The organism is Iodobacter sp. BJB302 (assembly GCF_002735645.1).
Lineage (GTDB): Bacteria > Pseudomonadota > Gammaproteobacteria > Burkholderiales > Chitinibacteraceae > Iodobacter.
In genome coordinates this window covers 1-19,002 of sequence record NZ_PDZG01000055.1, presented here as the reverse complement: position 1 = coordinate 19,002, position 19,002 = coordinate 1, and the positions used below count along the sequence as shown (strand labels likewise).

Here is a 19,002-nt window from a genome sequence, read left to right as displayed (position 1 = left end):
CTGATTTTATATCAGCCTTTTTTATTGCTTATTAATGCGATAAATCGCTGCCTGCACTCATGGTTTGTTTTTTCATAACAAATAAAAGCGGCGTAACACACAGCATGGCAATGCCAAAAAGCATAAATAAATGTGCAAAAGACAGCATTTGTACCTGTTTGGCAATTTGCTGGGCGAGGAGCGCCTGAGCTTTGATTGGGGCGAGTGTTTCTGGTGTGCCCATGAACAATAATCGGCTTTTTAATCCGGCAATACGCTCTATGGTCTGAGCACTATTGCTAATCACATGTTCGTTCAGCGCTGCGCGTTTTGCATCGCCCAATTGGGCAAGAAGCGTGGCCGAGAGTGCAATCCCCACACTGCCGCCTAATTGGCGGGTTAAGTTATATAAGCCCGCTGCATTAGGTATTTGCTGTGGCAAAATATTGGCCATGGTCAGCGCATTCAGTGGCATAAAAATCATCCCCAGCCCTAAGCCGCGAATAATCATGGGCCAAAGAAAGTCATTCATGCCGGAATCGGTGGTGAAATGATAATGCTGCCACATTCCATACATAAACAGCATAGCGCCCAAGGCAATCAGCGCTCTGGCAGAAACACCCCGTGCAACTAATTTTGCAGAAATAGGCATGGCTAAACCCGATGCCATCGCTGAAGGTAAAATCATTAATCCTGTTTGCCATGCGGTATAGCCCATTAAGCTTTGTACATAAACAGGGAAAATAAATACCGTTGAAAAGAGCGATGCACCCAGCAAAAATGTCATGACTAAGCCCGCAGAAAATTGGGGGTCTTTACAAATGGATAAATCAACAATGGGGTGTTTGATTTCCAGCTGGCGGATAATAAATAAGCTGAGTGAAAAAAAGCTAATCAGCGCATAGCTGATAATTTCGGGCGAGGTAAACCATTCTAAGCGCTCGCCTCTTTCCAGTAGTAATTGCAAAGTGGCAATGCCGACGGCCATTAAAATCAAACCGATATAGTCGATTTTGTTAATGGCTTGCTGGTGTTTGGCTTCCGGCATATAAAGCAGAGTCAGAAACAGCGCAATACCGCCGAGTGGCAGATTAATATAAAAAATCCACGGCCATGAATATTGATCGGTCAGCCAGCCGCCTAATGTAGGCCCCAGCATCGGGCCTGTCATAATCCCCATGCCAAAAATAGCCATGGCGGTGCCCATTTCCTTGCTGGGAAAGGTATCAAATAAAGTGGATTGAGCCGTGGCAATTAAGCCGCCCCCCCCTAAACCCTGCACAATCCGCCAGAAAACAAGGCCGCCTAAGCTGGTGGCATTGCCGCAGGCAAAAGAAGAAAAAATAAACAGGGCAATCGATAAAATAAAGTAATTTCTGCGGCCAAATAATTGCGCCAGAAAGCCGGAAATGGGCAGAACAATCACATTGGCCACTACATAGCCAATGGATACCCAGGTGATTTCATCCAGCGTTGCGCCAAGGCTGCCCATCATATGTGGCACAGCGACATTCACAATACTGGTATCTAATAATTCTAATACGCAGGCCAGCGTAACAGACATCGCAATAATATAGCGATGTGCGTAAATACGCTCCGGCGTATCTGATCGGGATAAACCCGGCAAAATGGCTTTCATATCGCCTCTTTATCATCTGATAAGGCTTTTTGCCCAAACTGTGAACCTGTGCAGGCTGGCAGTTTGGGAATAAAGCCCGCTGCTGTAATTTGCAATTGATTCATTAGGGCGTATGAATTGTCACATTCACCGAAAGCCCAGGGCGTAATGGATTGTTTTTAGGTAATTCATCTAAAACAATTTTCACCGGCACACGTTGCACCACCTTTGTGAAATTGCCAGTTGAATTATCTGCGGGTAATAGCGTAAAGCGCGCACCGGTTGCGGGGCTGAATGAATCTACTTTTCCTTTAAGTTTTAAATCCGGGAAAGCATCGACTTCAATTTCGGCTTCCTGGCCCAGCTTAATTTGCTTAAGTTCAGTTTCTTTTAAATTGGCAATGACCCAAATTTTATCAATAGGTACTAAATACATCAGTGTCTGGCCTGCCTGAATCATTTGGCCTGGCTCGACAGCTTTTTTGCTGATTACCCCAGAGGCAGGGGCATAGACTTGTGTGTCAATCAACTGATTGCGTGCAAATTGTAAGGTGGCTTCTGCTGCCATGGCTTTAGCCTGAGCAGATTTAAGGCCCGCAGAAGAAACAGCCACCTGCTGGTCGGCCGCGTTTGCGCTTTCTTTTGAAGTGCGCAGGGCAGATTCAAGCGCACTTACGCGGGCGTCGGCCGCTTTGAGCAAGGCTTCTGCGCTATCTAATGCAGACTGGCTCAGCATTTTTTGTGCGGCCAGCTCTTTGCTGCGGGATAAATCTTTACGGGCTTTCAGTGCACTGGCACGGGCTTCGGTAATCTGTGCTTCGGCGGTGTGGGATTGCGCGGTAGCGGCTGCTGCATTAGCCGTTGCAGCACCAATACGCGCAAGCGCCTCGCCGGGCTGTTTATCATGGCCGGCCGCAGACAGGGCTTGGCGGTAATCGGCTTCGGCTTGTGCAACTTTGACCTGATAATCACGCGGATCAAGCTCGATCAGTAAGGATTTCTGCGGCATAAGCTGATTGTCGCTGACAGGAACTGCTTTTACATAGCCGCTTACCCGGGCCGCAATAGGCACAATATGCCCTTCTAACTGAGCATTATCGCTGCTGATATGGTGGTTTCCCCACCACCAGCGATAGCCTAAAAAACACAAAACAAGCAGGAAAATAATCGCAAGAATGCTGCGTGCAGGTGAGGCAGGTTTAGTGCTCATAGCGTGTGCTCCGGGGCGATGGCAATGCCATGCAAAACGATGTCGAGGTGAAATTGGGCGAGTTGGTTTAAGTCGTAAGTAATTGGATCTTGTCTGGCATAGGTATGCCGCCAGATGCTGGTCAGCAAAATAGGGGAGAACAAAACCCTAGCCAGCATATCTGGGTCAGTCTGGCGAAATTCACCGCTGTCTATGCCGGCCTGGATCAGTTTGATAAGCAGAAGCCGTGATCGCTTAACCACGGTCTCAATATAAAAATCGGTTAAATCAGGGAAGTTGCCTGCTTCAGAAATCATGAGCTTGGAAATGCTGCCCTTGCAGTCATTGAGCGCGGTGGCCCAGCTGGCAATTGCGGTGCGCAGACGCTGTGTGGCTGATTTGGTGCTGTTGATGGCCAGCTCTTCAATTCTGTCGAGATTAGGATGGATGGTTTCGCTGATTGCGGCTTTGAAGAGGGCTTCTTTATTAGAAAAATAGAGGTAAACCGTACCTTTGGTTACACCTGCAGCACGCGCGACATCATCCAGCTTGGTTGCTGAATAACCTTTTTGGTGAAACAAAATAAGTGCGGCCTCGATAATCTCGCCAGGGCGGGCTTCTTTGCGTCTTTGGCGCGTGCGCGTGATGTCAGTCACTTTGTTTTCTGCCTAATAACTAACCGGTCAGTCATTAAATAGATAGCTTTGAGTGATGTCAAGAATCAGTCAGGGCTGATGGCCTGAAAATAGGGGAGGGTGCTGTGTACTGGCAAAAAAAATCTGGCAGACGATGGTCTGCCAGATGCTTGGCTCAGGCTTGATGCAAGGCGCAGATCAGAAACGTTCTGGCAGCTTTTGCAGCAAGATGATGCGTTTGTTTTCAAGACGGATATAGCCGCCAAAAACGAGTTCTTTCAGAATACGGGCAATCATTTCACGAGAAGAGCCCACACGATCAGCGATGGCTTGCTGGGTGAGTGGCTCGGAAATCATTTCCTGCCCGTCAGCTTCGGTCAGCATGCCTTCAAATAAGGCGCGAACGCGGCCATAAACATCCAGCAGGGCCAGATTTTTCATGGTCAGTGAGAGGCGGCGAACCATGCGCGCCAGATTCATAATCAGCTGGTCTTTAGCGTTAGGCAGGGCATTCAGTGCTTCGCGGAAGTCTTGTTTGGAGAACATCAGGAAGGATGAATCATCTTCAGTCTGGGTAGACCATGAGCGGGGCTCATCATCAATCAAAGATACTTCGCCAAATACATCGCCTGGCTCGCCAATCATAAAGACAAATTCTTTGCCCTGATTGTCGCTGGTAAATGAGCGTGTACGGCCTTCCAGCAGGATATACATGGATTCGCCAGGATCGCCTTCGCGGAACAGAAAGGTGCCTTTAGGAAGGTGGCGTTTTACTGCTGCATTTAAAACAATATCTAAATCTTCATCAGCAAAATCTTGGAAAATAGCAGATTGCGATAAAAAGTTTTTAAGTAAATGATGGTCCATGAGGGTTATATCTCCGTGGCTCAGTGCCTATTTCTGGCAATATTGGGTGTTAAAAATGTTCGGGTAATTTTTGTAATAATTCAATTCGTCTATTTTCAATGCGAATATAGTTGCCAAATACCAGCTCGCGCATTAATTTTGCGATCATTTCTCTTGATGAGCCTACGCGGTCTGCGATTGCTTGCTGGGAAAGCGCATCTTCAATATAGCGCCGCCCGTTCACATCAATGGCTAAATTCTCAAGTAAGAGGCGCATACGGCCATATACGTCCTTGAGTGCTAAAGATTTCACCATATTTGCCAGGTAACGATTGTAACGAATCATATTCCGCAGCAAGTTATTGTTAAGTAATGGCGTTTTTTCAAGAAGTTCAAGAAAAGACGTTTTGCTGATACTGAGTAATTGGCAGTCTTCGGCCGCATCTATAGAGAGCGAGCGGGGTTCTTCATCAATTAATGCCATTTCACCAAAACTTGTTCCGGCCGTGGCTACATAAAAGACAAATTCTTTACCTGTATCTGCGCTGGAAAAACAGCGCAATCGTCCTTCGATCAGTACATACATTGATTCGGCAATATCACCTTCTGCAAAGAGCAGCGAGCCTTTGTTGAGGTTGCGCCGGTTCGAGATCTTTTCAATGGCGGCCAGAATCTCATCGTCTAAGTCTGTAAACAGCGGGACGGTAGCGAGTAATTGGCGAAGCGTTTCATTTTTAGTCATTAGTGCCCTGTTTTTTCGGCGTCAGCAGGCTTTTCTTCGGATGCATCAGTTTTTTCCACTTTTTTTTCAGCAGGCGCTGGTTCGTCTTCAGGTGGCGCAATGACATCAATCTTTTTTTGCTGCATGTACTCATTCATTTCTTTCCAGCCAGCAAAAATGTCGGCTTTGGGAATCCGGATATTGCGGCGGTAACAATCTTCAAGTGCGCGGCCACTATGTCTGCAGGCCGCACCAATCGCTTTGCCATTGGCTTGTTGCTTGTTTACGACTTCCATGACCTTATCGCAGCCTGTGAGGGCGATTAATCCAAACAGCATAATAATAAGACGACGCATTTGTATAGCCAGTATGTCAATAGTATTGTTATTAGTGTAAGCGAAAAATCAGGCCGCTGTTCAGGCATATTATTTTTGCCAAAACAAAGACCGACGAGAGTCGGTCTTTGTTGTTTACAGGTCAATAAAGCCTTATAGCTGCTGAATCCCTGCGACCATCCAGCGCGGGTCACCGTTAATTGGGCGTACAAAATGCCATATTTCCTGGAATGGCGCAGGGGCAGAGTGAAGTGATTCACTCACTTTGCCGTAAAAGCGCACGCTGGAAACCATTCTGCCTTCTTCGGTCGCGCAATCGACAAGCTCTGCGTTGAGTTCGGGAAATTCTGCAGGCTCGTCATTGCCTGAGATTTCCTGGCTTAGCTCGTTAAACAGCTCAGGCGTTAAGTATTTGCGCATTTCATTGACTTGCTCAGCCGAGTGCAGGGTTTGCATATGCATAAAACTGCCTCGTGCCTGACGCAAAAATGCCGCTGTTTCTGTGCCATCCGGCAAACGGGTAACACCTGATGCCGGAGTAACAGCCGCGGCCTGATCACCCATGCGGAAAACGCGGTCTGTTTGTGCGTTGTTCTGGTTTGGCATTCCTGCAAATGCAGGGCTGGCTGCTAATGCAGCTTCTTTACGACGGCGCATCATCCGCATGGCAAAGTAGCCACCTGCGCCCAATAGCAGCAATAAGCCCCATGGGAAGCCGCCACCAGCAGATTGCGAAGTGCCGGAAGCATTGTTTGAATTTAGCAGGTTGCCTAATAAATAACCGCCCAATGCACCCGCTGCTACGCCACCAATGATCGAGCCCATGCCACTGCGTTGTGGCTGAGGTGCGGCTTGTCCGGGTTGCTGTGCAGGCGCAACATTGCGCTGAGGAGGTGGTGCTGCCGGGCGCGTCGTCTGGCTGCGTTGCATGCCGCTGGAGCGGCCGCCACCCACACGCTTTGCTTCGGCCATGCCGCTGGCAAATAACGATGCAGTGAGTAGGGTAACCATCAGAGTACGACTAAATTGGCTCATGCCAAGTCCTTGCGTTGAATCATTCAATACATGCTTAGTGAGGTTGAATGCAGGAAAGTTCAAGTCATTTTGCAAATAAATGCAAAATGACTTGAAATTTGAAAGCAGCAGGGGGCGTGCAGGTATTGTGTGCGCGGGCGATTGTTGCAGGCGCTTAAAGCTTGGTCAGTGCTGCTGAATGCCGCACTTACATGGATCGCTTGATACGAAATTCTGCTGGGTATGATGGGAAACATCGCCCATGCGGGCGGATGTTTTCAAATCAATTCAGGCGCGGTGGCCGCGCTCGATCGTGACGCCTACCCGGCCAACCTCATGCAGAATGCCCAGTTTGGTGACAGAAACCTTAGCCCAGGGGGCGCCAAAGTCTTGCATGATGAGCTGTGCAATATGCTCTGCGAGCGCTTCCAGTAGCAGAAAATGGCGCTCTTCGAGTACTTTTCGGATGTGTCTGACTACCGCGTCGTAATCAATGGTATCGACTAAGTCATCGCTGGCACAGGCGCGTGCAGAAGGGATGCCAATCTCCAGATCAAGCTCTACAACTTGCGGCGCAACGCGCTCCCAGTCGTACCAGCCAATAAGGGTGCGCGCACGCACTTCGTGTAAATAGATAATGTCCATGATGGGGTGACTTAATGGGTTTTACCCATCAGCGGTCATTTAGCTTAAAATCGGAAGCTTACGATTGTAGTGGATTTAGGTATGACACCGTTAATTCTAATTTTAGTAAGCTACCTGATCGGCTCTCTTTCTTTTGCCGTGATTGTCTCCAAAGCCAGTGGTTTAGCCGATCCGCGCAGTTATGGCTCGGGCAACCCCGGTGCCACAAATGTTTTACGCAGCGGCAATAAAAAAGCAGCTTTGTTCACTTTATTGGGCGATGCCCTTAAAGGGTGGCTGGCCATTGTGCTGGCGCAAGTTGCTGCGCGCTCCTTGGGTTTGGGGCCGGAAGTGATTGCTCTGGCCGCTGTTGCCGTAACAGTCGGCCATATGTGGCCGGTGTTTTTTAGTTTTAAGGGCGGCAAAGGCGTGGCCACTGCCGCAGGTATTTTGCTTGCTCTTGATTGGCGTGTTGGTCTTCTGACCCTGCTGCTTTGGCTGGTGGTGGCAAAGGGGATGAAAATTTCTTCTTTGGCAGCGCTCCTCGCTGCCTTGCTGGCCCCGGTGCTGGCATGGATTTGGTTGCCGTCTTCTGCACAAATTGCGGCTGTATTGGTGATATCTGTGCTGCTGATCTGGCGTCATGAAAGAAATATCAGGGATCTATTAACAGGTAAAGAAGGGCAGATTGGTGAGCAGGTTGATAAACAATAATTCTTCGTTAATCCGTATGGTGCTGGCCGGCCTTTTGGTCGGCCTTATTCCTTTAAGCCTGGTCAGATTATGGACCGCTGCCTTGCATGGCAGTACGGCCTTATTGGGTGAGGCTGATTTTTGGCAGGCGCTTTTAATGGGGTTTCGTTTTGATTTAAAAATATGGGCTGTGGTTTTTCTGGTTTTTCTGTTAATTGCGCTGTTATTCAAGAGGGTGCTCGGCCCCGCTGGCGTAATGAAACTGGGGCGGGCATATTTTGCTTTAAGCCTAGTCATTATCAATTTACTGGCGGTCAGTAATCATTTTTATTATGGCTATTATCGCAGCCCGTTTAACCCGATTGTGTTTGGCTTGTTTGAAGATGACACATGGGTTGTGCTCAAAACCATCTGGCAGGATTACTCTGTAATCCGCATTTTGCTGGGAGTATCGGTATTGGTTTTTGTGCAGTTAAAGCTCTGGCAAAAATTATTGGTCTGGGCAGAAAAAGTGCCGCACCCTGTGCGTCGCCGGGTGCGCTGGCCTGCCTGTGCGGGCTTGATTGTGCTACTGGCCCTGTCTGCCAGGGGTAGTCTGGCGAGCCAGCCTCTTAATCCAGAAAGCTTTGCTGTTTCTTCCAATCGCTTGCTCTGTGATCTGGTGCCTAATGGTCCTATTGCCTTGCACGCAGCATGGGTAGAGCGGCAGGAGCAAATTGATATTGGCCCTGATGTTACTGCGGGCTTACAGGGTTTGGGGTTTGCCAGCCCTGTTGCTGCTGCACAGGTGCTGGGTTGGGATGTTCGCACGGATGATGAAGTGATGGCGGCAATGTTCAGAAAGACTGCCCAAAATGATTATCTGCAACAGCACCCTCCGCATGTGGTGATGAGCCTGATGGAATCATGGGGAATGCAGGCGATCTCAAGGCAGGCTGCGGATAACGATATGCTGGGCAGAATGGCTAAACACACTGTTGAGGATTACTGGTTTACTCACTTTGCATCGGGCCGCCGGGGGACTCACCCGTCTTTAGAAAATCTGCTGATTAATACCCCGCTTACGCCTTTGACTCAAGGTTCGTTTGGCTCTATTTCTTATGCTTCATCGGCGGCTAAGCCTTATAAGGATGCAGGTTACCGGACTATATTGGTGTTCGGGGGCAGCGGGGGCTGGCGCAGGCTGCAAAGTGCGTTTTCAAAGCAATATTTTGATGACGTGCTGGATATGAATAATATCAAAGCGGCTTACCCTGAGGCGAGTGTGGCTGATGCGGGCGTGCATGATGAGTATTTATTCCGCTTTGCCTTTGATACTTTGCAAAAAGCCGATGCAAAAGGGCAGAAAGTGATGATGTTCATTTTGTCGACCACCAATCATCCGCCATTTGTACCCAGTATTTTGCCTAAACATTACGTCGTTAAGCCGATCAATATGGCCAAATTTAATGATGTAACGCTTCCGCCTGCTGAGGCAAAACTGGCATTGCAGGCTTTTCAGTATTCCTCTGATGCTTTAGGGGGCTTTATTGATCAGATCAAAGCTTCAGGTTTCGCGGATAAAACATTGCTCGCAGCGAGTGGTGATCATCATCTTCGCTCGTTTTTTAAGTTAAAAATGAATGAAGATTTGCACTGGCTTGATCGTGTGCCCTTGTATTTGCGTATTCCGCCAGCTTACCGCTTCAAGGGAAAATATAAGGCGGATAAAGAGGGCGGGCATCGGGATATTTTCCCTACGCTTTATGCGCACTCATTGTCTGGGGTAAGTTATCCAGGATTTGGCGAGGATATGCTTTCAAGTGCCTGGCAGGGGGCTGGCTTGGGGGATTTTAATGATTTATATACGCCGGAAGGGGTGGCCGTAGGGCTGGATCACAGCACCTGGCTGCATTGGAATGCGGCTAAAGATAAGTTGCTGCCTTTGGAAAACCCTCCGCCTGCTTTACAAAAAGCGGTGCAAACCGAGCGGGCAAGGCTGGCATTGCAAGACTGGATGATTCGGGTTCAGGCGGTAAAAAAATAACTGCAATGTTGTTTGTGTTTCTGGAGTGCCCCGGGCAAGTGCATGAAGCACTTGCTCGGGGTGCATGCTTGCTCTCAGGCATACTTGTTGTTGGCACGAACAATCTGCGCTTTTTCGCGCACCCATTCGCGGTCTTTTTCGCTATTACGTTTATCGTGCTGCTTCTTACCTTTGGCTAAACCGATATCCAGTTTAATAAAGCCGTTTTTATAATGCATATTGAGCGCCGCCACGGTGTAGCCTGCACGCTCAACTTTGATCGATAGTTTTTCGATCTCGCGCTGATTGAGTAATAGCTTACGCAGGCGGGTAGGCTCGGGCAGTACATGGCTCGATGCGCTGGTGAGTGGCGAGATATGTGCGCCCATCAGCCAGAAGTCACCCCGCAGATAAACTACGTAAGATTCTTTGAGCTGCACACGGCCAGCGCGGATTGATTTGACTTCCCAGCCTTGTAGCATAAGGCCCGCTTCAAAACGTTCTTCGATAAAGAAGTCGTGAAAAGCCTTTTTATTATCGACGATCGACATCGCAATGGGTCCGGTTTTGTTTCACTAAACCCCGATTCTAACACTTTACGGAGTAAGTCATAGATGCAGAGAATTCGCGTCATTTATACCGGCGGCACGATTGGTATGTTGCCGGGCAGCGATGGCTATGCGCCCGCGCCTGATTATTTGCAGCAGCAGTTGCAAAGCCTCTATCCGGGCCTGTCGGTGCTGGAGTATTCACCGTTGCTTGATTCAAGCGAAATGACGCCCGCTTTGTGGAATCGCATCGCGGCTGATATTGCGGCGGATTACGATGATTACGATGGCTTTGTGGTGCTGCACGGCACAGATACGATGGCTTATACCGCTTCCGCGCTCTCTTATATGCTGGAAAACCTAGCTAAGCCAGTGGTAGTGACAGGGTCGCAAATTCCATGGTGCGAGCCGGGTAATGATGCCATTGAGCATGTTGCCGCAGCATTGGCATTAGCCTCAGTGCCTGATTTTTGTGAGGTGGCTGTGGTGTTTGCCGGGCTGTGCCTGCGTGGCAATCGGGTGCGTAAAGTGGATTGTGATGGCATGGCTGCCTTTGCCTCACCTAATTTGCCTGCGCTTGGTTTATGGCAAGCGGGGCATTGGGAGATGTCCGCTATGGCCTTGGCCATGACTAAACCGACAGGCTCGTTTCGTTTGCAGCCTGTGGCGGAAAACGCCCGTATTGTGGCGGCAAAGTTAGCGCCGGGTTTTAGTGCAGAATGGCTGGCATCGTCACTCACTGGCCTTGATGGCGTGGTGCTGGAAACCTTTGGCGCAGGCAATGCCGGCAGTCAGCCAGCCCTGATGAAGGCACTGGCTGAGCAAAATCTGGTGGTGAACTGTACGCCTTGCCTGCAAGGCTCGGTAAAAATGGGCCGCTATGCTGTGAGTGGCAGCCTGACAGCCCTGGGTGTACTGGATGGTGCGGATATGACGCCGGAAGCTGCGCTGGCTAAGCTTTACTATGTGCAAGCTAAGGGTATGGACAGGGATGAGCGGGCAGCTCTCTTTCTGGCGCCTCACTCAGGCGACCGGCTTACTTAAGTGTTTTTATAAATATGTCTGAAAAGAGATAAATCTGATTTTATTGCAGGAAAGGGGACTTAAATCTGGCAGATTGCTAGGCGTTTTAGCCAGGCTGTGCTATAGTGCGCACCTGTGTTCGACGGCGGGTCTCCCCGCATAGCTAGAAGGTTAACCTGGTCAGGTCCGGAAGGAAGCAGCCACAGCTTTTAATGCTAGTGCCGGGGGTCAGGCTCGCCACCTCCCCATTCTTAAATCCTGCGGTTCTGCGCGGGATGTGTATAAATTTCCAAGTCTGTTTAATGCAACGATGAAACGCACCGCGTTCATCGTTGTTTGTGTTTTATTTGCTTGGGATATTGTTTTAAACGGATGTTTTTATCAGTCTCTCCTGATTGATCCATATCAATACCCCCGATGCCCGAATGCCTGATGATACTTATCACGCGAGCTTGATGCTTCGTGTATCTCCAGTGGTAAATTGTGCGCCGCGCACTGTCGCGGCGCTTTTTTTTGTCTGCATTTACTTGTTTTCGTAAAAATGGGTCAGCATAATGCGGCATCTCTCTTTTGAAGATGCTAATGAAAGCCCTTTTTGACCTCTTCTCGGTTATTCTGTTTTTTGTAACTTATTCCATTACCAAAAGCATTTATGCGGCAACAGGCGTGGCAATAGCCACGACGACGGCGCAGGTGGCATGGTCTTGGTTTAAACACCGCAAAGTTGATGGCATGTTGTGGTTAAGCTTTGGCCTGATCACTGTGCTGGGTGGTGCCACTTTGTTGCTGCATAACAAAATGTTTATTTTGTGGAAGCCTACCGTACTGTATTGGGTGTTTGCCCTTATTCTGTGCGGGTCGCGCTATATCAGGGGTAAAAACCTGATGCAAAGCCTGATGGGGCCGCAAATGACCCTGCCAGCTAAGCTTTGGGATAAAGTTAATCTGGCCTGGGTATTGTTTTTTATCTGTATGGGCGTGCTTAATCTTTACGTTGCATTTAACTACAGCGAAGATCTCTGGGTTAAGTTCAAGATGTTTGGCACGCTGGTATTAACGCTGGTATTTGTGCTGCTGCAAGCCTTGGTGCTTTCACGGTATCTTAATGATCAGGCTGAAGATAAAAAGGAGCCGTCCTGATGCTTTACGCAATAATGGCAAGTGATGGTGAAAATAGCCTAGAGCTGCGTCTGGCAAATCGGCCTGCACATCTGGCAAGGCTTCATCTCTTGAAAGAAGAAGGTCGCCTGATCCTGGCGGGGCCTTTTCCTGCCATTGATGCAACAGACCCGGGTGCAGCTGGTTTTTCCGGCAGCTTAATTGTGGCCGAATTCGATTCTTTGCCTGCTGCGCAAGCTTGGGCTGACAGCGATCCCTATTTAAAAGCAGGGGTTTATGTAAACGTTATTGTGAAACCCTTTCGCCATGTCCTCCCCTAGCGTTATGATTGTCGAAGAAATACACTCACGCCTTGGCGTGTTGCAGCCTGAGTACGTCGATATTTACGATGATAGTGCATCGCATGCTGGCCACGCAGGCAGCGTGGCAGGAGGCGGGCACTATGATCTGACTATTGTCTCTGCCCAGTTTGCAGGCAAAAACACCCTGGCCCGTCACCGGATGGTGATGGCCTTGTTTGTGGATTTAATCCCGCACCCAATCCATGCGCTCAGTATTAAAAAAACACTGACGCCGGACGAGTTGTAAACTCTATTGAACCTAAGCTCTACTGACTTTAGAACAAAGGACTGAACACATGCGTCAACCGAACCGTATTGCTCTTGCTCTCACTGCTTGCTTCTTGTCTGCTTCATTTGCGGCAACCGCTGCCAACGTTGCAACCGTGAATGGCGTTGCTATCCCTGATAGCAAAGTTGATTTCTTTTTGAAGCAAGTAGCTGAACGTGGTCAGAAAGACAGCCCGGAACTGCGTGCACGTATCAAAGAAGAGCTGATTCGTAACGAAGTACTGTTCCAGGAAGCGCAAAAGAAAGGCGTGGAAAAGAACGCAGATGTACAGCAACGCCTGGATATGGCCAAGCAACAAATTCTGGTTGGCGCTTATGTAAATGACTACGCCAAGGCAAATCCGGTAAGCGATGCTGATCTGAAGAAAGAATACGACAAGATCAAAGTCAACTTCACCGGTAAAGAATACAAAGCGCGTCATATTCTGGTTAAAACAGAAGAAGAAGCGAAAGCTGTTCTGGCTGATCTGAAAAAAGGCAAAAAGTTTGAAGATATCGCTAAAGCGAAATCTGCAGACAAGGGTAGCGCCGTTAATGGTGGTGACCTAGGCTGGTCTACACCTGCTAACTACGTAAAAGAATTTGGCGAGGCGCTGAGCAAATTGCCTAAAGGCAAGATCTCTGATCCAGTGAAGACCCAATTTGGCTGGCACGTGATTAAGCTTGATGATCAGCGTGAAGCGAAAGGCCCATCGTTTGAAGAAGTAAAACCAGAATTGATGCGCGAGCTGCAAGGCCAGCGTGTACAAAAAATGGTTGAAGAATTGCGTGCTAAAGCAAAAGTAGAGTAATTGGCTTTTTGCATAAAAAACCCCGCAATTAGATTGCGGGGTTTTTTTATGTCTGTGGTTTTGTCCGTAAATGGCTGCGTTGCAAATAAGCGCCATTAATTGCAGGTAATGAACGCCTGCCTTATTGTTTCGCCAATAAAAGTGCGGCTATATCAGCCGCATTTTTATAAGTAATTAAACCGCTGTCTTAGAAAGTAAACCCCGGAAAATATCACCGGGGCCACGATCGGGCATTTATTTAAGCAGGTACTTTATCCATAAAAGTAATGGTTTTTAATGCCGGAGCCGTAATTTGCAGGGCGAGGCCGCCGCATGAAGTTTCACGGTATTTAGCATCCATATCTTTACCTGTGGCATACATTGCCGCAATCACTTTATCTAAAGACACTTTAGGGCTGCTGCTGCGGTGCATGGCCATACGGGCGGCGTTAATGGCTTTGACTGCGCCAATGGCGTTGCGCTCGATACAAGGGATTTGCACCTGTCCGCCGACCGGATCGCAAGTGAGGCCCAGATTGTGTTCCATAGCGATTTCTGCGGCCATGCAGACTTGAGCAGGGCTGCCGCCCATGAGTTCAGCAAGGCCTGCAGCGGCCATAGAGCAAGCGACGCCAACTTCACCCTGACAGCCTACTTCAGCGCCAGAGATGGATGCGTTGAGCTTGTACAGGCAGCCAATTGCACCAGAGGCTAAGAAGAAGCGCAGTGCGCTGTCTTCATCCAGTGGCTTAATAAAGTGGTTGTAGTAAGACATCACGCCGGGAACGATGCCGCAGGCACCGTTGGTAGGCGCAGTAATCACGCGGCCTCCGGCTGCATTTTCTTCTGACATGGCCATCGCATACATATTCACCCAATCCATTACATTGAGCGGATCATTTGCCACATCCAGCGAGCTGGTCAGCAGATGGTGCAGGGCAGGAGCACGGCGGGGAATACGCATTGGGCCGGGCAGATTGCCTTCGGTTTTCATGCCGCGTTCAATACTGCTTTGCATGACGCTCCATACCCGTACAAAGTGCGCTTTGATATCGGCGATGTCGTGGAAGGCTTTCTCGTTTTCGAGCACAAGGGCCGAAATGGATAAGCCGCTGTCTTCACACATATTCAGCAAATCATCTGCACTTAAAAAGTGATGGGGCACGGGGATGTCGTTGCAGCTGCCCTGGTTGAAGTGCTCTTCATCCACAATAAAGCCGCCGCCAATCGAGTAGTAAGTCTTGCTGAGGCAACAGGTGTCACCCACAAAGGCGCGAATCATCATGCCGTTTTCGTGCAGGGGCAGATAGCTATCCTGGAAGGCCAAGCTAAAGCCGACACGCTGCTGAGTGCGCCCGAGGCAAATCGTGCCGTTTTGCTCTACTTCATGAACGATATTAGCCATATTGTCTAAATCGATGGTATCGGGCAGATTACCTGCCAGCCCCAGCATAATGGCGTGATCGGTGCAGTGGCCCTTGCCTGTGAGCGAGAGCGAGCCATAACAATCAACTGCAATTTTTGTAACGGCATTAAATTGGCCGGTTTCTTTTAATGTACCTAAAAACTGATGGCCTGCTTTCATTGGGCCGATGGTGTGCGAGCTTGATGGGCCAATACCAATTTTGTAGATATCTAAGGTGCTGAACATGGCGGTTTCCTTGTAAAAACAGCCTGCCACCTGGCGGGGCTGTCGGGCTTAAGCTTCATCTGCTGTGGAAAAAATGCTTTTTCCCTCGTTGTGATTACTTAAGTCAGACAGTCCGCGGGTGAAAAGCAGGCTGTATATAAAGCGGGTGGTGTTTAGGCAAATAGGCTGTAGAAGATTGCAGAGATCGCAATCAGACCAATCATGACCACAAACACATTGCTGGCTGCGCCGGAATACTTACGCATTGCTGGTACTTTATGGATGGCGTACATCGGCATCAGGAACAGCAGTACTGCAATCACCGGGCCACCTAAGGTTTCAATCATTCCCAGAATATTTGGGTTGATTGTGGCAACTAACCAAGTGGTGATCAGCATAAAGATCGAGGTGTAACGCTCAAGCTTAGGTGTTGAGATGGTTTTGCCTTTTTCACGCAATTGTTTGATCACGAGGCCATGCAGACCTTCTTTAGCACCAAGGTAGTGGCCAAGGTAGGACTTAGTGATCGCGATAAAGGCAATGATCGGAGCCATCCAGGCAATAACAGGGTTATCAAAGTGATTAGCAAGGTAGGACAGAATTGAAATATTTTGTGCTTTAGCAGCAACTAAATCGGCAGGAGCCAGGCTGAATACGCAGCTAAATACAAAGAACATCACTGACAACACCATCATGATGTGGCTGCGCAGCAAGATTTTCGATGCAATTTGGTCTTCTTTACCTGGGTGCAGTTTTTTCTGACCTACAGCAAAAGAAGAAATAATTGGTGAATGGTTAAACGAGAACACCATTACCGGGATCGCCAGCCACATAGTTTTGTAGAAAGAAGCGCTGGTCAGTGCATCACCCAGGCTGCCTGCCTGATCGATAACTGAGCTGTTCCAGTTTGGAATCAGATAAACAGCAAGCAGCATTAAGGCAATCACAAAGGGATAAACCAGGACGCTCATGGCTTTAACGATGAATTCACCGCCAAGGCGAACAATAGACATCAGTCCTAAGATCAGACACAGGGCAAAAATGCCGCGTGTTACTAAATCTGTTCCTACTGCGATATGCATCTGGTGCGTTAAAAAAGACAGCACGGTGTTGGTAATTGCTACGCTGTACACCAGCAGAATCGGGTAAATCGCAAAGAAATAAAGCAGGGTAATGATTTTACCTGCGCCTTTACCAAAGTGCTCTTCTACTACCTCTGTAATGTCACCATCTTTTGTTGAGCCGGATAAAACAAAACGGCTCAGTCCGCGGTGTGCAAAAAAGGTTAATGGCAATGCTAAAAACGCCATTAAAACCAGTGGCCAAAGACCACCAATCCCTGCATTAATCGGCAGAAATAAAGTACCCGCGCCAACGGCAGTGCCGTAGAGGCCAAGCATCCAAACGGTGTCGTGTTTGGTCCAGGTTGGTGCGCTGCCAGGCAGTGCCAGATCATTGAGTGTTGTGTCAGACATGATGTTTTCTCTAGATAAAAATAATTTTTAAGTGTGTATGTTTAAGTCGATCAATCTGGATCGTTGGTTTCTCTTTTAGTTAGTACTGTTTTTCAAATAGCGATAAAGCGTGGGTTCTGAAATCGAGAGTAAAGAGGCTGTTTTTGCAATAAACCCTTTCACTAAAAAAACGCCGTTTTGTTCAAGTTTTTGCACAATGTCTTTTTTATCGGTGCTGCTTAAATGTTTGGCGGCAATCGGATAGCTGGCTAATGCCTGATTAATAATGTCGTCGCCTAATTCTTCTACTGAGTGGCTGAGTAATTCTTCGCTGGGTGTGTTTTCTTCGTGCTGAAAATACTGATGCAGTAATTCGCTGGCACGTTGCAGGTGATGGTCGTTGCGGTTAATGCACAACATAGCAAAGGGTTTACCTGCTTCGTCTTGAAGCAGCATGCTGGAGCTGCGCAGGCGATGGCCGTCGAGTGTCTTGCCCTGGTAGTTAGTACGAAAAGGCGCTTTGGCGCTGTTCTGGCATTCGTGCAGCAAGCGCAGCGCAAAATCTGTGGCTGGAGCGCCAACTTTTCGTCCCGAGATTGGGTTCTTAATAATGCACAGCGATTTTTCCAGCTGATTCATATCGTGAACCGCCACCTCTGTCGACTCCCCTAATACTTGTGATAGGAAATCTGAAAGGATGTCTAGGTCTACCGAGATCTTCATGATAAAAAATTCTTGTCTTGATAAGTTGGTGTGGATTCTACTCCCGAATTTTTGTTGATGATGTTGGATTAAGTACGTTTTTTGATGATCATCAATAAAAAAATTTTCACAGAAATAAAAAATTATTAATACAAAATGTCAAAATTTTAATGCTAAATGGAATATATTCAGTTTAGCTGAGTGTTTAGCGCCTTATATCTCTTTAAACTGTTTTTTGAAAAAATTGTATTATTTACTTTTTTGTTCTTATTGGATTGGGTGCGGAAAAAAACAACACCCTTCATTTTATGAAGTAAAAGTGTTGTTTTTTTGTAGGGTGGCGGGGTTTTAAGGGGGCTTTTGTGTATTTTTTTAGCGGCTCTGTGTCAGTTTGAATGTCAAGGGTGCTGCTGACGAACGGACAAATCAGGTACGAAGACGATGCCAGAGCATGCCCAGCAACTCGTGTAAGGCAAAACTGCTGCGGTTGAGCGCCGAGGCTTTTGGCATAAAAGAAAGGATGGAAAGCGGCTCTTGGTTTGCGTAGTCTGTTGCAGCAGTAGTTACATGGAATCCGGCATTTTCAAAAGCCATTTGCGCTCTTTGCATGTGTGCGGCTTCGGTGATCAGCACAATTTTTGCGTTTTTTCCGAGTAGCCTTGCGCTCAGGCTGGCGTTTTCCTGGGTATCGACGGATTCACTTTCTACCCAGCGCACCGGAGTATTGAATTCTTCACGCAAAACCTTTGCCATCAGTACCGCCTCACTGATGCCCCCCAGTGGTTTTCCGCCGGTCACCAATACAGGAAGCTGGCTTTGTTTCGCAATCTGGGCGGTATAGCGCAGCCGGGCCAGCGTGGCGTTATTGATGGTTTCCCCTTCTGGCTGATCGTAAGCGGCAAAGCGTTTTCCTCCGCCTAAGCAGACAATGGCCGTTGCATCACCGGGGATGGTTGTGAGGGCGGGGGGCTCAATCATGCGCAGCAAGCGCTTCTCTATAAGCGGCATTGAAAGAACAGTCAGGCTTAATATGCCGGCCGCAATCAGGCTTCGCCCAAGGCGGGGCTTACGGGGCAGTAAAATTAGGCCGATGGTCATCAGCAATAAAAACAGGCCGGGCGGCAGCAGGCAAGCGGCAATAGCGTTTTTAGCGAGTACGGCAGAATGCATGGGGCTTCCTGAACGGTAAGTAGGGGGGAGGGAATGTTTGGGGGGATTATATAACGGGCTTTTCCGCTGCAAAAAAAACTAAAAATAGCGTGTGCCATGGCTTATTGAGAGAAATGCCGATTGATCATTTAAATGAATGAATTTGAGCTGCCAAATGCACAAAGAGCCGCTATATGAACTGCACCCCAAAAGTTGGACACCCGTCCATATTTTTGGGGTGTTTTTATGTCCAAGTACTCAACGCAATTCAAGCTCTCTGTCGTTCAGCAATATTTAACTGGCGAAGCAGGTATCAAAA

Annotated in this window: 20 protein-coding genes and 1 other RNA gene; 8 read left to right on the top strand and 13 right to left on the bottom strand. The window is 48.4% G+C overall.

The features are described from left to right. Positions 1–31: 31 nt before the first annotated feature. The 8 genes from CSQ88_RS16190 to CSQ88_RS16155 form a co-directional block, all read right to left on the bottom strand. On the bottom strand, positions 32–1,618 hold the full coding sequence (locus CSQ88_RS16190; RefSeq protein WP_099399122.1) for a DHA2 family efflux MFS transporter permease subunit: 1,587 nt from the start codon (positions 1,616–1,618) through the stop codon (positions 32–34). A 103-nt stretch (positions 1,619–1,721) separates the two neighbouring features. Beyond that, entirely contained in the window at positions 1,722–2,807 is a 1,086-nt protein-coding gene (locus CSQ88_RS16185; protein WP_099399121.1) for an HlyD family secretion protein, read from the bottom strand. Continuing rightward, a complete protein-coding gene (locus CSQ88_RS16180) occupies positions 2,804–3,442 on the bottom strand; it encodes a TetR/AcrR family transcriptional regulator (RefSeq protein ID WP_099399120.1) in 639 nt (212 codons plus the stop codon). The genes CSQ88_RS16185 and CSQ88_RS16180 overlap by 4 nt, the downstream gene beginning before the upstream one ends. Positions 3,443–3,619: 177 nt before the next feature. Continuing rightward, positions 3,620–4,288 (bottom strand): Crp/Fnr family transcriptional regulator, encoded by a 669-nt coding sequence (locus tag CSQ88_RS16175; RefSeq protein ID WP_099399119.1) that lies wholly within the window; start codon positions 4,286–4,288, stop codon positions 3,620–3,622. Positions 4,289–4,337: 49 nt separating this feature from the next. Beyond that, positions 4,338–5,009 carry a Crp/Fnr family transcriptional regulator gene (locus tag CSQ88_RS16170; RefSeq protein ID WP_099399118.1) on the bottom strand — a complete coding sequence of 224 codons (672 nt, stop codon included), beginning with the start codon at positions 5,007–5,009 and terminating at the stop codon, positions 4,338–4,340. Beyond that, positions 5,009–5,344, bottom strand: coding sequence for a hypothetical protein (locus tag CSQ88_RS16165; protein ID WP_099399117.1), 336 nt, complete (start codon positions 5,342–5,344; stop codon positions 5,009–5,011). The genes CSQ88_RS16170 and CSQ88_RS16165 overlap by 1 nt, the downstream gene beginning before the upstream one ends. Positions 5,345–5,476: 132 nt before the next feature. After that, positions 5,477–6,358 carry a Tim44 domain-containing protein gene (locus tag CSQ88_RS16160; protein WP_099399116.1) on the bottom strand — a complete coding sequence of 294 codons (882 nt, stop codon included), beginning with the start codon at positions 6,356–6,358 and terminating at the stop codon, positions 5,477–5,479. A gap of 267 nt (positions 6,359–6,625) precedes the next feature. Further along, the gene (locus CSQ88_RS16155; protein ID WP_099399115.1) at positions 6,626–6,982 is read right to left on the bottom strand and encodes a dihydroneopterin aldolase; all 357 of its coding nucleotides are present in this window, start codon (positions 6,980–6,982) and stop codon (positions 6,626–6,628) included. An 81-nt stretch (positions 6,983–7,063) separates the two neighbouring features. On the opposite strand from CSQ88_RS16155, the gene plsY reads away from it, so the two are divergent. Continuing rightward, positions 7,064–7,675, top strand: coding sequence for a glycerol-3-phosphate 1-O-acyltransferase PlsY (gene plsY / locus CSQ88_RS16150; protein ID WP_099399114.1), 612 nt, complete (start codon positions 7,064–7,066; stop codon positions 7,673–7,675). Beyond that, complete coding sequence (locus CSQ88_RS16145) at positions 7,653–9,680, top strand: LTA synthase family protein (protein ID WP_143449497.1); 2,028 nt, start codon at positions 7,653–7,655, stop codon at positions 9,678–9,680. Before plsY ends, CSQ88_RS16145 begins: the two co-directional genes overlap by 23 nt. A gap of 74 nt (positions 9,681–9,754) precedes the next feature. On the opposite strand, the gene smpB is transcribed toward CSQ88_RS16145, so the two are convergent. Beyond that, a complete protein-coding gene (smpB, locus tag CSQ88_RS16140; protein ID WP_099399112.1) occupies positions 9,755–10,210 on the bottom strand; it encodes an SsrA-binding protein SmpB in 456 nt (151 codons plus the stop codon). A 63-nt stretch (positions 10,211–10,273) separates the two neighbouring features. Between smpB and CSQ88_RS16135 the strand changes: the two genes are divergently transcribed. The 6 genes from CSQ88_RS16135 to CSQ88_RS16105 all read left to right on the top strand — a co-directional run bounded on the left by CSQ88_RS16135 (position 10,274) and on the right by CSQ88_RS16105 (position 13,769). Next, the gene (locus CSQ88_RS16135; RefSeq protein WP_099399111.1) at positions 10,274–11,251 is read left to right on the top strand and encodes an asparaginase domain-containing protein; all 978 of its coding nucleotides are present in this window, start codon (positions 10,274–10,276) and stop codon (positions 11,249–11,251) included. A 123-nt stretch (positions 11,252–11,374) separates the two neighbouring features. Beyond that, positions 11,375–11,472, top strand: an RNA gene (ffs, locus tag CSQ88_RS16130) — signal recognition particle sRNA small type. A 340-nt stretch (positions 11,473–11,812) separates the two neighbouring features. Beyond that, complete coding sequence (locus tag CSQ88_RS16120; RefSeq protein WP_099399109.1) at positions 11,813–12,370, top strand: septation protein A; 558 nt, start codon at positions 11,813–11,815, stop codon at positions 12,368–12,370. Beyond that, entirely contained in the window at positions 12,370–12,669 is a 300-nt protein-coding gene (locus CSQ88_RS16115; RefSeq protein ID WP_099399108.1) for a YciI family protein, read from the top strand. The genes CSQ88_RS16120 and CSQ88_RS16115 overlap by 1 nt, the downstream gene beginning before the upstream one ends. Further along, positions 12,656–12,937 carry a BolA family transcriptional regulator gene (locus CSQ88_RS16110; protein ID WP_099399107.1) on the top strand — a complete coding sequence of 94 codons (282 nt, stop codon included), beginning with the start codon at positions 12,656–12,658 and terminating at the stop codon, positions 12,935–12,937. Before CSQ88_RS16115 ends, CSQ88_RS16110 begins: the two co-directional genes overlap by 14 nt. A 49-nt stretch (positions 12,938–12,986) precedes the next feature. After that, the gene (locus CSQ88_RS16105) at positions 12,987–13,769 is read left to right on the top strand and encodes a peptidylprolyl isomerase (RefSeq protein WP_099399106.1); all 783 of its coding nucleotides are present in this window, start codon (positions 12,987–12,989) and stop codon (positions 13,767–13,769) included. 238 nt (positions 13,770–14,007) lie between these two features. Here CSQ88_RS16105 and CSQ88_RS16100 read toward each other — a convergent pair whose 3' ends face one another. From CSQ88_RS16100 to CSQ88_RS16085, 4 genes are all read right to left on the bottom strand, one after another. After that, positions 14,008–15,399, bottom strand: a complete 1,392-nt coding sequence (locus CSQ88_RS16100; RefSeq protein ID WP_099399105.1) for an L-serine ammonia-lyase — start codon at positions 15,397–15,399, stop codon at positions 14,008–14,010. Positions 15,400–15,551: 152 nt separating this feature from the next. Further along, complete coding sequence (locus CSQ88_RS16095) at positions 15,552–16,853, bottom strand: serine/threonine transporter (RefSeq protein WP_099399104.1); 1,302 nt, start codon at positions 16,851–16,853, stop codon at positions 15,552–15,554. 75 nt (positions 16,854–16,928) lie between these two features. Then, positions 16,929–17,555 carry a transcriptional regulator gene (locus CSQ88_RS16090; protein ID WP_099399103.1) on the bottom strand — a complete coding sequence of 209 codons (627 nt, stop codon included), beginning with the start codon at positions 17,553–17,555 and terminating at the stop codon, positions 16,929–16,931. A 405-nt stretch (positions 17,556–17,960) separates the two neighbouring features. After that, positions 17,961–18,704, bottom strand: a complete 744-nt coding sequence (locus CSQ88_RS16085) for a YdcF family protein (protein ID WP_099399102.1) — start codon at positions 18,702–18,704, stop codon at positions 17,961–17,963. Positions 18,705–19,002: the final 298 nt, after the last annotated feature.